10 protein-coding genes are annotated in these 15,378 nt (G+C 63.6%); 4 read left to right on the forward strand and 6 right to left on the reverse strand.

The annotated features are described in order from the left end of the window. Positions 1-272: 272 nt before the first annotated feature. Genes B0E42_RS24800 through B0E42_RS24825 form a run of 6 tightly spaced genes read right to left on the reverse strand, consistent with a single transcriptional unit; the run spans position 273 to position 10,473 of the window. Positions 273-1,106 carry a YfaP family protein gene (locus B0E42_RS24800; RefSeq protein ID WP_053182390.1) on the reverse strand — a complete coding sequence of 278 codons (834 nt, stop codon included), beginning with the start codon at positions 1,104-1,106 and terminating at the stop codon, positions 273-275. A 3-nt stretch (positions 1,107-1,109) separates the two neighbouring features. Next, entirely contained in the window at positions 1,110-2,729 is a 1,620-nt protein-coding gene (locus tag B0E42_RS24805; RefSeq protein ID WP_077508059.1) for a DUF2300 domain-containing protein, read from the reverse strand. Position 2,730: 1 nt separating this feature from the next. Further along, positions 2,731-7,299, reverse strand: coding sequence for an alpha-2-macroglobulin (locus B0E42_RS24810; protein ID WP_077508061.1), 4,569 nt, complete (start codon positions 7,297-7,299; stop codon positions 2,731-2,733). Continuing rightward, positions 7,296-7,955, reverse strand: a complete 660-nt coding sequence (locus B0E42_RS24815; RefSeq protein ID WP_029866828.1) for a DUF1175 domain-containing protein — start codon at positions 7,953-7,955, stop codon at positions 7,296-7,298. Before B0E42_RS24815 ends, B0E42_RS24810 begins: the two co-directional genes overlap by 4 nt. After that, positions 7,940-9,649 carry a DUF2138 domain-containing protein gene (locus B0E42_RS24820; RefSeq protein ID WP_077508063.1) on the reverse strand — a complete coding sequence of 570 codons (1,710 nt, stop codon included), beginning with the start codon at positions 9,647-9,649 and terminating at the stop codon, positions 7,940-7,942. Before B0E42_RS24820 ends, B0E42_RS24815 begins: the two co-directional genes overlap by 16 nt. Before the next feature lie 35 nt (positions 9,650-9,684). Further along, positions 9,685-10,473 carry a YfaP family protein gene (locus tag B0E42_RS24825; RefSeq protein WP_077508065.1) on the reverse strand — a complete coding sequence of 263 codons (789 nt, stop codon included), beginning with the start codon at positions 10,471-10,473 and terminating at the stop codon, positions 9,685-9,687. Between the two features lie 268 nt (positions 10,474-10,741). Here B0E42_RS24825 and B0E42_RS24830 point away from each other — a divergent pair, with 268 nt between their 5' ends. From B0E42_RS24830 to dxs, 4 genes are all read left to right on the forward strand, one after another. After that, complete coding sequence (locus tag B0E42_RS24830; RefSeq protein WP_077508067.1) at positions 10,742-11,878, forward strand: Fic family protein; 1,137 nt, start codon at positions 10,742-10,744, stop codon at positions 11,876-11,878. A 249-nt stretch (positions 11,879-12,127) separates the two neighbouring features. Further along, on the forward strand, positions 12,128-12,370 hold the full coding sequence (locus tag B0E42_RS24835; RefSeq protein WP_003185917.1) for an exodeoxyribonuclease VII small subunit: 243 nt from the start codon (positions 12,128-12,130) through the stop codon (positions 12,368-12,370). Further along, positions 12,367-13,254 (forward strand): polyprenyl synthetase family protein, encoded by an 888-nt coding sequence (locus B0E42_RS24840; RefSeq protein ID WP_053187690.1) that lies wholly within the window; start codon positions 12,367-12,369, stop codon positions 13,252-13,254. The genes B0E42_RS24835 and B0E42_RS24840 overlap by 4 nt, the downstream gene beginning before the upstream one ends. A gap of 115 nt (positions 13,255-13,369) precedes the next feature. Further along, positions 13,370-15,268 carry a 1-deoxy-D-xylulose-5-phosphate synthase gene (gene dxs / locus B0E42_RS24845; protein ID WP_077508069.1) on the forward strand — a complete coding sequence of 633 codons (1,899 nt, stop codon included), beginning with the start codon at positions 13,370-13,372 and terminating at the stop codon, positions 15,266-15,268. Positions 15,269-15,378 lie beyond the last annotated feature (110 nt).

Below are 15,378 nucleotides of genomic sequence, written 5' to 3' on the forward strand. Positions count from 1 at the left end.
TGTGGGAGCGAGCTTGCTCGCGATAGCGATCTACTAGACAGCTCGATGCCGAATGTGCCGCCGTCATCGCGAGCAAGCTCGGCTCCCACAGGTTTTTTGAGCGTTCACAGATCAGGCGTCCACCATCGATCCTCTGTGGGAGCTGAGCTTGCTCGCGATGGCGGTGGGTCAGCTTGCATTGATGTTGGATGCAAGACCGTCATCGCGAGCAAGCTCAGCTCCCACAGGGGATCTCCACAGGCTGTAATATCAGTTGTGGCTGCGACGATGCCTTACGGATAGCTAAAGCTTTTAACCAACGTCAGCTCGCCCACCGCCCGCATCGGCACGACGAAGGTTTCCATCTTCTCGTTCGGCGTGCCTTCTTCGGTGATCACGGTGACTTGTGCGGTGGTCAGGGCTTGTTGCGCTTGTTCTCCACCGCCCTCACCTTCCTCGCCGTCGTCCTGATAGCGATAACCGCCGCCGTAGTAGTTCACATACACCAGGTACTGGCCTTTGATCGGCGCGGGCATGGCGAAGATTTCCGGGCCGTAGCCGGTGGTGACGTCGACGTCGAGGGCGCCGCCGTTGGCGACGGCACGGTCGCCGTACCAGATGTGGGCACCGTCGGGCGTGACCAGGTGCAGGTCCAGGTCCGTGCCGTCGCTGTCCCAGGTCAGCAACACCCGCAGCTTGGCCGGAGTCGCGCCGCCGCTGGTGTTGAGAAATTGCGTGCGGTGGCGCTGCTGGCCATCGGCGCTGCGCACTTCGACGCTGTTGCTGCCATTGGGGAACGAGAACGGCCGGTCGAAGCGACCTTCCTCATCCAGCTTCAGCGGCAGGCTGACGCCGTTGACGATCAGTTGGCCCGGCGCGTTGCTGTCCTTGGGGGCGCCTTTGATCTGGCCGGTGATACGGGCGGTGTTGGCCTGGCCCGGGGGCGTGTTGACCGACGAGGCTGGGTAGTTGACGGTTTGGCTGAAGCTTTCGCCTTCACCGCCCGGCGCACCGCTGCGCCAGCCGCCGATCGGAGTGTCGAGCTTGACAGTGTCGGCGGCCATGGCCGAGGGCAACGCGGTCAGGGCGCAGAGCAACAGCAAGACCTGTGGATAACGGAGTGTCATGGTCTATTCCAGCAAGAGGTGACGGGCAAGCCCTTCGATATAGGTTTCGTCCTGGCCGTTGGGATGAGCTTCGAAGGCCAGGTGCAGATATTCATGCGTCAGGTCGAGACGATCCTGCAGCGACAGCACGCCGCGCACATAGATGCGCTGGCGCTCGCGGTCGACATAAGGCCGGCCGAAAGCGACGCGGCAGACGGCGAAAGCGCTGATTTCGTTGTAGCCCACTTCACTTTCCAGCCGCTCACGCCAGCCTCGGCGCTGTTTCAGCAGCCAGTCCTGGGCGGCGGGCAGCGCTTCGCAGGATGCCACCGGGTTGTCCCAGCGGCTGAGGCTGGCACGCGGGTAGGCGTGCAGCAGGATGGCGTCGTAGCGTTGGCCAGCGCTGGCTTGCTCCACCGCTTGTGCCCAGGACAGTTTGTCCGGGCCAGGCTGGTCGGAGTGGTAGGTGACATCGGTGCCGGCCAGGACCAGGTCGCTGGTCCAGGCGGCAATGGCGCGAGTTTCCGGCGCCGCCGGGCGTGGCGCGACACGCTGGCGATGGCTGCTGTCGTCGATGCTCAGGCAATCACCGTTGCGTTGGGCGTTCTGCAGCAAATAGGTGCGGATCGCCACGGCCAGTGCCTTGGCGGCTTCGGCAGGCTCGGCCTTGGCTTCGCGCTGCAAGACCCGGGCGACGTATTCCTCCCGGTCCAGACGCGCCACCAGCTTGCCGGGCATCAGGAACAGCTCGCCATCGCTGTGGATGTCCAATTGATTGCCGTTGGTGAATTCGACGCGGTAGTCGCCGCGCAGTTGACCCGGCGTGGCAGGCCGGTCACCGGCCATCACCCGTTGCAACGGATAGCGCGCAAACAGGCCGACTTCCACGCAACGCCCGGTTTCCGCCGGCCAGCGCGATGGCAATGCCGCCGCCAAACCTTCGCCGTAGACCTTCAAGACCTGCTGGCTGGTGCCGCGGCCACCGGCCCACACCGGGGTGCCATCGACCAGCCAACCGGCGAAACCGCCCTGTCGCGATGAAGGCCCCTGATCACCTAGCCAGCTCCAGGTCTTGACCCGCAGGCGACTGCCCAATTCGCCGACCAGTCGCCCGTCGGCCGCGCTGAGTGCCACATCCAGCAGCACCCGTCGGGCCTGCTCCTGGGCCGGCAACGTGGCCAGGGCCTTGAGCAACTGCGCGACCGGCACTTGCGTCTGCGGTTGCAAGGTCGGCAGATCCAACAACCAGGCCGGCGCCTGACGGCCCTGCCAGTAATCACGCCAGTTCGAAGCCGACAACCCGAGCCGCTGCGGCTCGAAATACAAGCCGCAGGATTTCACCAAGGCCTGGTCGCGACCGATGCTCTGCCCGGCGTTGCAGCAATAGACCTCTTCCTTCGACTCGCCGCGGCACTCATAGACCGGTTCGCGAGCCTCGGTGTCCACCAGCCAGGCGTAGACAAACAGCTTCCACAGACTGCCCAGTGGCGCCTGCAAAGTGTCGGGCAATGGTTGGCGATCCAGCACCTGGGTCTGGCTCACTTGCAGCAATTGACCGTCGAAGGCCAGGCGCAACGGCTCGTCCTGCGCTGTTGCCAGCGCAGGGATCAAGCACAACAACCACCCAACCCACGGCCTGCACATGTCAGTTGACCGTGACCTGACCGAGCGCCGGTTTCTGTTCCCGCGCCTGGTGTTGCGGCGCGTAGACCTGGGTGAAGCGCACCGGTGGCAAGCTGAACTGACCTTTCTGGGAGAAGCGCACCAAGTGCCGCAGGCGCAGCTCACCACTGAGGGCATCCACCGGCACCGCATACGCCATCTGGCCGGGCTCGAAGCGGGCTTTTTCCAGGGACGTCGGTTCGCTGTCGGCCTTGCCCATCAACTGGATACCCCAGGTGGTGCGCTCCACATCGGCGCCCGGCGGCAGCGGCACTTCGAGCATGCCGTAGCGCAGTGGCGTCGGGGCCTTGCTGTTGATGATCACTTCATCCAGGTAGAGGCTGTCGCTGGACAGCGGTTTGTTGCCCACGGCTTCAAGCTTGAAGGTGAAGGCCTCGTCGCCCGGCACCAGACGCGACAGGCGACGGGTGATGGACACGGCCATCGGTGCTACCGGCGGTTGCTGGCTCTGGAAGCTCAGTGCCGCTTGCAGTGGACGCTCCTGGGCACCGGTCAGGGTCAGCATGGTGGGAAGCTGCACGCCCTGCCACTGCCAATAGGTTTCACCGGTTGCGCCCTGCTTGGCTGCCCAGCCTTCGCCCGGTACCAGGGCCACGGCCGGCGCCGCCTGTTCGATGCTGCCTTGCAACCAGGTCAGGGCCAGGGCCCGTTCCAAGGTGGACTGCTGCGGCAACACGCGCTCCAGCAATGCAGTGGCGCGGGCCTGATCAAAGCTCTGTAACGACAGCACCAGGGCCTCGACGAACGGCTGCGAGCTGAGTTCCAGTTGCTGTTGCGCCGCATCGGCCTGACGGCTGAAGGCCGCCGGCAACGGCACCTTCGCCTGTTTCGCCAGGGACGCGGTCAGGACACGGGCGCTGGCCAAGCCAAGGGCCGAATCCGGGGCGCTCATGACCAGGCTGTCTTCGCCACTGTCCAGCACGCTCTCGGTACTGTCTTCACTGGCTTTGGCCAGGTCATCCATCAGGCCGCTGAGCAAGGTGTTCACCGGCAGTTGCATCTGCTTGGCGAACGACAGGATCAGCGCTCGTTGCAGCAGCGGCGTATTACCGGCCTGCTTGGCGTAGACCTCCAGCACCCGCTGCCAGTGCTCCGGCGGCAGGCTCAGGTCCAGGGCCTTGCTGGCGTGCCAGTCAGCGTAATAGGCATAGGCGGTGAGGAAGGCATCCGGCTCACCGTCCTGGCCCCACCAGGTGAAGCTCGCCGACGGTCCGGCCATCTGCACCAGGCGCAAGCGGCTGTTTTGCATGATCAACCGCAAGCGGTCGCGGATCTGCGGGTTCGACGCCAGGGTCGGATAGGCAATGCTCAACGGCAACAGACGGCTAGCGGTCTGCTCGACGCCACCGTACGGATAGCTCAGCAGGTCATCCAGAGCCGAACGGAACAACGCTTGCGGGCTATCGTCCAGACGCAGGCGAATATCGCTGGCGTCAGCCGGCAGGGTCAGCGGGGTATCGCCGCTCGCCACATCCAGGCGTTGGCTCTGGGTGACTTGCCAACCGTTGCCGCTGGCGTTCAAGTGCATGGCCAGGGCGTCCTGGGTTTCGCCATTCAATTGCAACTGCACGGTCAAGTCGCCACTGCTCAGTTCCAGGACCGGCAGCGCCACGTAGTTGATGCCGTTTTTCAGCTCCGCCACCACGCGCTGTTCAGCACCGGCGTAACGGATCAGCAGCTCGGCCTTCAGTGGTTTTTCAGACTGGCTGAAGGCGAACAGGCCCAGTTGCGGCTTGTCGCCCACGCGGAATCGGGTCGGGCCGCTCCACTTCAGGTACAGCGGTTTTTCCGAGGCGATGAACTGCTTCTTCTGGCCCACTTGGCCGTCGTCGGCAATCGCCTTGGCGGTGATGCGCCAGCGGGTCAGCGAGTCCGGCATCTTGAAGGTGAAACGAGCCTTGCCGTTGGCGTCGGTGACCAGCTCCGGTTGCCACGCAGCGGTGTCGACGTCTTCACGACGCGGCCGCTCCAACACCTTGACCCCGCGTTCGCTGCGGTTGGCCTTGCCCGGCGCGCCAGGGCTGCCTGGCAGCGCCACGTCGTAGCTGATGAATGACAGGCTGGCACTGGTGCGCACGTTGTTGCGACGCGGGTGATAGAAGAACTGATCGATGGTCGGCGCCACTTCCGGTTGCAGGGCATAGACCATTTCGTCCACCACGCTGACCGTCAGGTGCGCCGGGACCGCCTTGCCGGCGAACTGGGTACTCAGGTCCACGGTCACCGTGTCGCCAGGGCGATAAGTGGCTTTATCCGTGACGACAGCAACGTCGATCTGCGGCGTGACCACCTTGATGCCGGCGTTCTGGAAGCTGTACTGGCCGCCCTTGGTGTACAGCACCGAGAAGGTCAGGTTGGGCGCAAAGCTATCCTTCACGGCAATGCGTGCGCGGTATTGGGTGTCGCTGAGTTTTTCCATCTTCAGCCAGTCGCCGCCCTTGGACAGCAGCGCCGTGGCCTCGACTTTGTCCCGCTCAAGCGACAGCAGCGCATCGCTGACCGGTTCCGGGAAGGTGATCAGCGCCAGTGCTTCGTCACCGGTCTTGTATTCAGGCTTGTCGAAGACGATCTCGACAGTGCCCGGCACGGCCTTGATGCCTTCACCGGTTACCGCGTGGGTGGCGGCGCCAATGACCCGGCCATGGTCGTCCTTGAGCGTCAGGTTGTAGGTGCCAGGGCGCTCGAAGGTCAGGCTGAAGCCCTTGTCCTTGGCCGCCAGCTTGCCTTCGCCGATGCTCTGGTCTTCCAGGCGCACCCAGGCATAGCTGCCCGGCGTCACAGCCTTGGCTTGCTCGTTGCCGCCTTCGTTGGCGTAGCTGAACGACACCTTCTGGCCGGCGGCGCTGAACCGCTGGGGAGCGCTCAGGCGGAAATTCGCCGCACCACGGTCGATGAGGATTTCCTTGGTGGTCTTGACCCGATACGCCGCGCCATCGCTGGCGAACACGGTGAGCGTGTAGCGGCTCGGCTTGTCGGCGGCCGGCAAGTCGAGGGTCGCGTTGCCCTTGGCATCGGTGGTCACTTCGCTGCTGGTCAGCTCGACCGGGAATTGCCCCAGGTATTGCAGCTCGTTATCGACCATCGACAATTGCTGGGCGCGCAGGCTCAGGCTCACCGTGGCATTCACCACAGGTTTGCCATCCGGGTACAGCAGCACGAGGTTGCCCTTGACCGGCTCGCCGGTGCGGTAGTCCTGCTTGGCCAGGTTCAGGGCGATCTCGAAGTGCGGCTTGATGTATTCGGCCACGCGAAAGGCGCTGCTGTAGAGCTGATCCTTGTAGCGCAAGCGCAACTCATAGCCACCGGCGACGGCGTTTTCCGGCAACTGGAAACGGCCTTGGGTGCCGGCCTTGGAATCGAGCTTCAAGGCCAGGGTTTGCAGCTCGGTACCGGTGGCGTCCAGCACGCTGACATTGACGTCGGCGGCAGTCGGTTGCACCGAATCACGGGCGTTCTTGAACTCACGACCAACGATTTTCAGCGAGACCCAATCCCCTGGCCGGTACAGCGGCCGGTCGGTGAAGGCATAGAGCTTGGTGTCGTAGATTTCGCTGTCGTAGTAGAAGTTTTCCGAGACGAATACCCCGCCCTCCTCGTCTTCACCGATGACGAACGAACGCTCCGGGCTGACGTGTTTGAGGCGCAGCAGGCCGTCTTCATCGGTGGCACCGCTGCTCATCACACCCAGGCCGTCGGTCCACAGCACGTTGACCTTGGGCACCGAACGCCCTTCATGCTTGCGTGCGGCCCAGACCAGCAGTTCATCGCCGGCAATCTTGCTCACGGCCACGGTGTTGGAGACGAAGACCATGGTGGTTGCGCGGTATTTGCCGATCAGCGCTTCCACCAGGTACAGGCCGGGCTTCAACTGGCCCAGCGGCACATAGACGTTGCCCGGCGCGACGTTGACAAACTGGCTGGACGAGCCGGCCAGGTTGACGCCCGCAGGCGGCTGGATCGGCTTGGCCTGCCACAGCGGATAACGGAACTGACTGACCACCGGCAAGCCCGGGATCAAGGCGAATTGCGCTGGAGCGTCGTACGGTGTCGGCGCGACCAGGGCGTTGCCGATCTTCAGTTCCGGCACTTCTTCAGTGACTTGCTGGCGCGACTCGTAGGAGAACGCCCGCTGCATCACTCGACGGGACTTGCGGTACCAGTTGTCCCACAGGTACGCGAGGGTGTTCGACAGGCCTTCGCCCTTGAACTGGCCGTCGCTGACCACGCGGTGCAGGTTCTTCTGGCGCTTGAGGAAGTCCAGCGGTTTGTCGATGCGATAGACGCGGATATCGGCGCCGCCGTAGGGCTCCATGCGAAACCGACGGTAGTCGCGGCCCGGCGCTTCGAGGCGGACCATGGCCTGCTCGTCGCTGGCAAAGCTGCTGTCGGCCAGCAGGAAGAAGCTTTCACCGGACACCGGCGTGTAACCGCTGGGCTCCACCGTGTCTTCGGCATTCACGACAGGTGCCAGCAACAGGGCAAACAGCAGGGGCAATTTTGAACACAAGCGCAGCATGCGGGCACCGGTCATTGGGAGAGAAAGTTGAGTCGATAGACGCCGATGAAGTTGGGGTTGGCTGCGTCGGGTATCCATCGGGTGTCCTTCCAGTTCATGAGTTGTTGCAGGCTTGCGGAGCGCATGCCGTTGTCGGTAGGGGTTGTGGTGCCGGTGTGATAGGCGATGTAGCGGCCCATCCAGATCATCAGGTGCTGGTCGTCGCCCTGATCGAAGAACATCAGGTCGCCGGGGCGGGCCTGGGTGACATCCCGGCCCACCAGGCGACTGTTGAACTGAATCAGCTTGATGGCGTTGACGTAAGGCCCGACCTTGCCGCCGCCCTGTTGCCACTGCTGGGCGAGGCGCCGTTGCGCATCGCTCAGTGGCAGTTCCGGCGGCAGGTAGCGATTGGATAGGCCATTGCTGCGCAGCCATTTTTCATCGTGGACCTTGAGCGCTTCGTTGGCGGCGAAGCGCACCAGACCGGCGCAATCCTGCTGATACCAGCGCGGGCTCGGGCCTTTGGTCAGCTGTTCCTGGGCGATGCGCACGAACCAGGCGCGAAAGACCTGGGATTGCTGCGCATCCAGCGAAGGCGCCTCGACGGCAAGCGCAGGCCCGCCGAGGAGCAATGCCAGCAGCAGCGTCAACGCGGGGTTGCGGATCAGTGCTGTCACAGCGCTTTCCATTCCAGCGGCAGCCACTGCCAGTGGCCGTCCGGCTCGCTGCCTTCAGGCAAGGTCAGGGCGTACTTGCCGTAGCCGCCTAGGGTGCGCAGTTTCGGGATCAGGTAGGTTTGCGCGGCGTTGTAGAACACCGGCTCCATGTCCTGGGGCAAGCTGTCGAGGGTTTCGCGCTGCATCAGTTGCGCCATGGAGTCCGGGCCGAAGTAGACCGGCATCAACAGGTCCTTGGGCACCACGTCGGCCATGGGTGGGAAGCGTTTGTCGAGGGTGCCCAGGGCCTTCTCCACCAACTTGTCATCGAGGGAGAACAGCAAGGTCGAACCGTGGCGTGCCAGGCTGACCCGCAGGAACGCCTTGCCGGTAATCGCGTCGGGTTGCTCTGCGTCCTTGGCCAGGTAAGGGCCGAAATTGGAGCTGACCTGACGCAGCCACTGGTGCGTCGAGCCTTGCTGCTTCTCGACCACCGGGAATGCATGCTCGGCAACGTTGTTTTCATAGGCGCCGACCATCGAACCGAACAGGTTGCCCAGGTCGGCATCAAGCTTGCCGTCGTCTTCATTCAGGCTCGCCACCAACAGCGGCGTGTACAGGCGCGAATCGGCGTACCAGCACAGGCCTGCCGCGCCGGCCACATGGTCGACCATGGCCTGGGCGGCTTTTTCGTCGGCGCCGAGTTTTACCAGCAACGGTTTCTGTTGCTCGGCGGCCAGCGGCAAGGCCACGCAGGCACTGGCACCCATGGGCATGGCTTGCCAGATCGGCTTGAAGTCGAAGTCCGGCTGGTTTTCCAGCTCGTCCATCGCCAGGAAGCTGTGCCAGCCCTTGTCGTCCATGTCGAAACGCAAACCGGCGAAGTTCGGGATGAAACGCTGGTAGCCCATGGCGAGCACGCTGGCGTTGACCGAGATACGTTGCTTGACCTCAGGCGCCTTGGGCTGCAGGCCGAAGGCTTCCGGGAACAGTTTTTCACCGGCCAGCAGTGCTTCGAGAGCCTGGGTCGAGACCATGCCGGGTTCATCGGTAGGACCATTGCCTTTGTCGTAGAGCTTGGTCGGGTTGGACAGCACCACCAGCTTGTCGCCATGGGAGGCGAAGACCAGGGATTTGCTGGCGTTGTAGCTGAGCTGGTAGAGCGCAACGTCGTCACCGCCGACCTTCAGGTCGCTGAGCTTGCTCAACTGAGTGTCGTCCAGGGCGACTTTCGCCAACGGCTCCAGGACCTTGGCCAGGCCACCGCGATCCATCACCAACAGGAAGTCCTTGAGGCGACCGTCCGCACCGCGCCACAGCGCGACATCGGCCGGCTGGTCGAAAAGCGTTTCGATCAGGCTGTCCTGCAGTTTGAGGTCATGCTCGTAGATGATCCGGCGCAGGCTGCCGATCAGCCCGAGACGGTCGGCATGGGCCTCGTAATAGAAGACGAAGTCCTCGGTGAGCGTGGCCTTGAGGAACGGCACCGCCAACAGGTCCTTGGGCAACTGGCTCAGGGAATGGGCCTCGAGCAAGCCGTCGGGACGGCTCACGCCGAGCTTTTCCAACGCCAACTCCATGGGCGGCGCCTTGGGCTTGTTGATGAACCAGCCCAGCCCGGCGGCCACCCCGGCGACCAGGCACAGCCCGATCAGTATCGCCGGCCAGCGGCGCACAGGTTTGGCGACAGGTGTCGGCGTGGTCGGGGAAGCAGTGTTGTCGCTCATATTCACAAGGGCCTGTTCATCCGTGGAGCGGATACTTAGTAGTTGAAAGTCTTGACCAGCAACAGATCGCCAATGGCGCGCAGGGGCACGACAAAGGTCTCGCGTTTTTCATCGACGGTGTTTTCGTTGAGCACCAGGTTGATCTGCGAGGTGATCACCTCGTTCTGGTTGCTGGTCTCATCGAAGTTGTAGCCGCCGCTGCCGTAGTTGCCCCAATAGTTCACGTAGACCAGGTAGGTGCCGTGCATCGGCGCGGTCATGGTGAACATTTCCGGGCCGGGGCCGTCGACGCCATCCGGGTCGAGGCCGCCGCCGTTGCTCAGCGCCGGTTGGCCGAAGAACGCATGTTGGCCGTCGGGTGTGACGATATGCAGGTCGAGTTCGGCCTGGGGGTCGTCCCAGCCCAGCACCACGCGGATCTGCGCCGGGGTGCGCAGGTTGTTGGCTTCATAAAATTGCACGCGCTTGAGGGACTGGCCTTCGGAGCTGCGCACCTCGACGCTGTTGGAGCCGGCGCCGAACGCATACGGCCGGGCGAAACGCCCCTCGTCGTCGGTATAGAGATTCAGTGGATTGCCGTTGACCGCCAGGCTGTGGGGCTGGCGAGCCGTGCCCATGGCCTTGAGCCGGCCCTCGATCATCGTGCGATTGCGCTGCACGCCCCGGTCGATGGGCGGTGTGGGATAGGCGACTTGCGGATTTTCGGTGCGATCGAGCAAGCCGCTGTAGCGCCAACCGCCCACCGGCTCCGACATCTCGGCAGAAGGCTGCGCCGACGCCAACGGCGCGCCGAGCAACACGATCAATAAAGAAAGAAAACGCACGTATGCCTCCTGCCATGCACGACGCAACCCGGCGCTAATCCTCAGCGCGCTTGTCATTATTCAGGTTTCGTCTGAAGGCCCCGTCGCAAGGGGGCCGTAGATGGCGCGAAGAGTATCGATTTGACGGTTTTTTCACAATCGGGGAACGCGCGATTCTGTGTGGGAAATCACGTACTGAGGGGGGCGTGAGCCGAATAGAGGGCTTATTCGGCTCACAAGATGAGCCGAATAGCGCTATTATTCGGCTCATTCATCTTTGGACAGGCGCATGACACCCCATTGGATCTGGCAACAGCCCGACTGGCCCGACTTCCGCTGGCAAGCTGAAGCATTGGCACCCCTGCTACGCGAATGCGTGCAGACACAAGGTCAATTGCTCGGCATGACGGGCGCGGTCACGGCTTCGCTCAGCGCCCAGAACGAACTGGATACCTTGCTGCAAAACATCGTGACCTCTTCGGCTATCGAAGGAGAACAATTGAATGTCGGCTCGGTGCGCTCGTCCCTCGCTCGCCGCCTGGGCCTCGAGCACGTCGACGACACGCCGGTCAGCCAACGCAGCGAAGGCTTGGCGAACCTGTTGCTGGACGCGACCCGGCACTTCAACCAGCCCCTGACGGTCGAACGCTTGCTGGAATGGCACGAGTGGTTGTTTCCTGATCAAACAAGCGACCTTGCCTATCGACAGATCCGCGTAGGCGCGCTGCGCGGGGACGAACCGATGCAAGTGGTTTCGGGCAGGCTGGACCGACCTATCGTTCACTTCGAGGCGCCGCCTCGCCAGGGCCTTGAACAGCAATTGCAAACGTTCGTCGACTGGTTCGAAGCCAGTCACCATCAGGCCAGCCTCGATCCGCTACTGCGTGCCGGCATTGCTCATTTCTGGTTTGTTACCCTGCATCCATTCGACGATGGCAATGGTCGCCTGACCCGCACCCTGACCGATTTGGCATTGGCCCAGGGTGAGGCTCAGGCGATCCGTTTCTACGCCATGTCCGTGAGCATCCTGGACGACCGCGCCGGTTATTACCGAATCCTGGAAAACAGCCAGAAAGCCACGCTGGATATCACCGGCTGGCTGACTTGGTTCCTGCAGACACTGTTGCGCAGCCTGCATAAAGCGATGGCACAGATCGAAAGCGTGCTGGGCAAGACCCGGTTCTGGCAGGCCCATCGCGCTTCGACACTCACGCCTGAACAGTCCAAAGTGCTGAACCGGTTGCTCGATGGCGGCGAAAAAGGCTTCGGGCATGAGATCAGCGCCGCTCAATATCAAGCCGTGGCCAAGGTCTCCAAGGCGACAGCAACGCGACACCTGGCGGAACTGCTGGAGAAAGGTTGCCTGGAGCGGATGCCCGGCGGCGGGCGCAGCACCCGTTACCGAATCAACTATCCAGCTGATTGAGATCATTTGTGGCGAGGGGATTTATCCCCGCTGGGTTGCGAAGCGACCCCAAAGCTGAGGACTCAATCCAGCTGACACTCCGAGGTGTCAGCTTTATAGGGCTGCTTCGCAACCCAGCGGGGATAAATCCCCTCGCCACAGGTTCCGACATCCTTGCTGATCGGGGTGACGCCCGGCGGTCCTGATTTGCCCGAACCCCCCATGTCTGCTAGTGTCGCGCCGGTTTAACAGTCAACCGGAATAGCCGCCATGGCCCGCAAAAAAGCTGCACTGGATTTCGAACAATCTCTGGCCGACCTGCAAACGCTGGTCGAACGGCTGGAGAACGGCGAATTGTCGCTGGAAGACTCGCTGACCGCCTTCGAGCAAGGTATCGGCTTGACTCGCGACTGCCAGGCGGCACTGGCCCAGGCCGAGCAGAAGGTGCAATTGCTGCTCGAGCGTGACGGTGAGCTGACCGAAGAACCTTTCGACGCGGAACAGCCTGAATGATCGGCGCCTATCAGGCCAGCAGCCAGGCCCGGGTCAATGCTGCATTGGATAGCTTGTTCCGCGCCCCAAGCCCGGAACTGGCGCGCCTGTACGAAGCCATGCGCTACAGCGTGATGAACGGCGGCAAGCGTGTGCGGCCGTTATTGGCCTACGCCGCGTGCGAAGCCTTGGGCGGCGCGGCCGAACAGGCCAACGGCGCGGCCTGTGCGGTGGAGTTGATCCACGCGTATTCGCTGGTGCACGACGATTTGCCGGCCATGGACGACGACGACCTGCGTCGCGGCCAGCCCACCACCCACAAGCAATTCGACGAAGCCTGCGCGATCCTGGCCGGCGACGGTTTGCAGAGCCTGGCCTTCAGCGCCCTGCTGGACCCGGCCCTGAGCGATTGCCCGGCGCAGGTTCGCCTGGACATGGTCAGTGCCCTGGCGCTGGCGGCAGGCCCTGCCGGCATGGTCGGCGGCCAGGCCATCGACTTGGGCTCAGTGGGCCTGAAGCTGGACCAGAGCGCCCTGGAATACATGCACCGGCACAAGACTGGCGCCTTGATCGAAGCCAGCGTCCAGCTCGGCGCCCTGGCCAGCGGCCGGGCCACGCCCGCCCAGTTGCAAGCCTTGCAGACCTACGCCCGGGCCATCGGCCTGGCGTTCCAGGTGCAGGACGACATCCTCGACGTCGAAAGCGATACCCAGACCCTGGGCAAGCGCCAGGGCGCCGACATCGCTCGCGACAAGCCGACCTACCCGGCCCTGCTCGGCCTCGACGCCGCCAAGGCCTATGCCCTGGAGTTGCGCGACCAGGCCCTGGCCGCGCTGCGACCCTTTGACGCGGCGGCCGAGCCGTTGCGCGACTTGGCGCGTTATATCGTCGAACGACGCAGCTGAGACAGGGTCAACCCATTCATAAGTGCGTATCGGCCAAGTTCCGGCCTACGCGTGGGCAGCTTGCGATGCATAAGGTAAACTGCCGCCTCTTTCTATACCTATAACGATTCGCCTGATGCCCACGACGTTTCAAGAGATTCCCCGCAAGCGCCCGACCACGCCCCTGCTGGACCGCGCCAACACGCCGGACGGCCTGCGTCGCCTGGGTGAAGCCGAGCTGGAAACCCTGGCCGATGAGTTGCGCCTGGAGCTGCTCTACACGGTCGGCCAGACCGGTGGGCACTTCGGCGCGGGCCTGGGCGTCATCGAGCTGACGATCGCGTTGCATTACGTGTTCGACACCCCGGACGACCGGCTGGTGTGGGACGTCGGGCACCAGGCCTACCCGCACAAGATCCTCACCGGTCGTCGCGAGCGCATGGGCACGCTGCGTCAGAAGGACGGTATCGCCGCCTTCCCGCGCCGCGCCGAGAGCGAATACGACACCTTTGGCGTCGGTCACTCCAGCACCTCCATCAGCGCCGCCCTGGGCATGGCGATTGCCGCCCGCCTGCAAAACAGCGAGCGCAAGGCCATTGCCGTGATCGGCGACGGCGCACTGACGGCGGGCATGGCCTTCGAGGCGCTGAACCACGCGCCGGAAGTCGACGCCAACATGCTGGTGATTCTCAACGACAACGACATGTCGATCTCGCGCAACGTTGGTGGTTTGTCCAACTACCTGGCGAAGATCCTCTCCAGCCGCACCTACGCCAGCATGCGCGAAGGCAGCAAGAAAGTGCTGTCGCGCCTGCCCGGCGCCTGGGAAATCGCCCGCCGTACCGAAGAATACGCCAAGGGCATGCTGGTCCCCGGCACGCTGTTCGAAGAACTGGGCTGGAACTACATCGGCCCCATCGACGGCCATGACCTGCCCACGCTGATCGCCACCCTGCGCAACATGCGCGACCTCAAGGGCCCGCAGTTCCTGCACGTGGTCACCAAGAAAGGCAAAGGCTTCGCCCCCGCGGAAGTCGACCCGATCGGCTACCACGCCATCACCAAGCTCGAACCCCTGGACGCTCCGGCGGCCACGCCGAAAAAGGCCGGCGGACCGAAGTACTCCGGCGTCTTCGGCCAATGGCTGTGCGACATGGCCGCCGCCGACCCGCGCCTGGTGGGCATCACCCCGGCGATGAAGGAAGGCTCGGACCTGGTGGCCTTCAGTGAACGCTACCCGCAGCGCTATTTCGACGTGGCGATTGCCGAGCAGCACGCCGTGACCCTCGCTGCCGGCATGGCCTGTGAAGGCGCCAAGCCGGTGGTGGCGATCTATTCGACGTTCCTGCAACGGGCCTACGACCAACTGATTCATGACGTCGCCGTACAGAACCTCGACGTGCTGTTCGCCATCGACCGCGCCGGCCTGGTGGGCGAAGACGGCCCGACCCACGCCGGCAGCTTCGACCTGTCGTTCCTGCGCTGCATCCCCGGCATGCTGGTGATGACCCCGAGCGATGAAAACGAGCTGCGCAAAATGCTTACCACCGGCCACCTGTTCAATGGCCCGGCGGCAGTGCGTTACCCACGTGGCACCGGCCCGAACGCGCCGATCTCGACCGACCTCGAGCCCATCGAGATCGGCAAGGGTGTGATCCGCCGCCAGGGCAAGCAAACCGCCCTGCTGGTGTTCGGCGTGCAACTGGCCGAAGCCCTGAACGTCGCCGAGACCCTGGACGCCACCGTGGTGGACATGCGCTTCGTCAAACCCCTGGACGAAGCCCTGGTGCGCGAGATGGCCGACAGCCATGAGCTGCTGGTGACCGTCGAGGAAAACGCCATCATGGGCGGCGCCGGCGCGGCGGTCAGCGAATTCCTGGCCCGGGAAAACATCCTCAAGTCCGTGCTGCACCTGGGCTTGCCGGACCTCTATGTCGAACACGCCAAGCCGGCGCAGATGCTGGCCGAGTGCGGGCTGGATGAGGCAGGGATCGAAGCGGCGGTGCGCCAGCGGTTGCAGTTGTTGGGCCACTGATTTTTCAAACACCGCAGAACCCTTGTGGGAGCGGGCTTGCTCGCGAAGGCGGTGTATCAGTCAATATCAACGTTGACTGATACACCGCCTTCGCGAGCAAGCCCGCTCCC

The organism is Pseudomonas sp. A25(2017), from assembly GCF_002001065.1.
Lineage (GTDB): Bacteria > Pseudomonadota > Gammaproteobacteria > Pseudomonadales > Pseudomonadaceae > Aquipseudomonas > Aquipseudomonas kilonensis.

Coding starts and splice junctions, on each gene's coding strand:
- B0E42_RS24800 (WP_053182390.1), bottom strand. CDS start 1,106: ATGACACTCCGTTATCCACAGGTCTTGCTGTTGCTCTGCGCCCTGACC.
- B0E42_RS24805 (WP_077508059.1), bottom strand. CDS start 2,729: ATGTGCAGGCCGTGGGTTGGGTGGTTGTTGTGCTTGATCCCTGCGCTG.
- B0E42_RS24810 (WP_077508061.1), bottom strand. CDS start 7,299: ATGACCGGTGCCCGCATGCTGCGCTTGTGTTCAAAATTGCCCCTGCTG.
- B0E42_RS24815 (WP_029866828.1), bottom strand. CDS start 7,955: ATGGAAAGCGCTGTGACAGCACTGATCCGCAACCCCGCGTTGACGCTG.
- B0E42_RS24820 (WP_077508063.1), bottom strand. CDS start 9,649: ATGAGCGACAACACTGCTTCCCCGACCACGCCGACACCTGTCGCCAAA.
- B0E42_RS24830 (WP_077508067.1), top strand. CDS start 10,742: ATGACACCCCATTGGATCTGGCAACAGCCCGACTGGCCCGACTTCCGC.
- B0E42_RS24835 (WP_003185917.1), top strand. CDS start 12,128: ATGGCCCGCAAAAAAGCTGCACTGGATTTCGAACAATCTCTGGCCGAC.
- B0E42_RS24840 (WP_053187690.1), top strand. CDS start 12,367: ATGATCGGCGCCTATCAGGCCAGCAGCCAGGCCCGGGTCAATGCTGCA.
- dxs (WP_077508069.1), top strand. CDS start 13,370: ATGCCCACGACGTTTCAAGAGATTCCCCGCAAGCGCCCGACCACGCCC.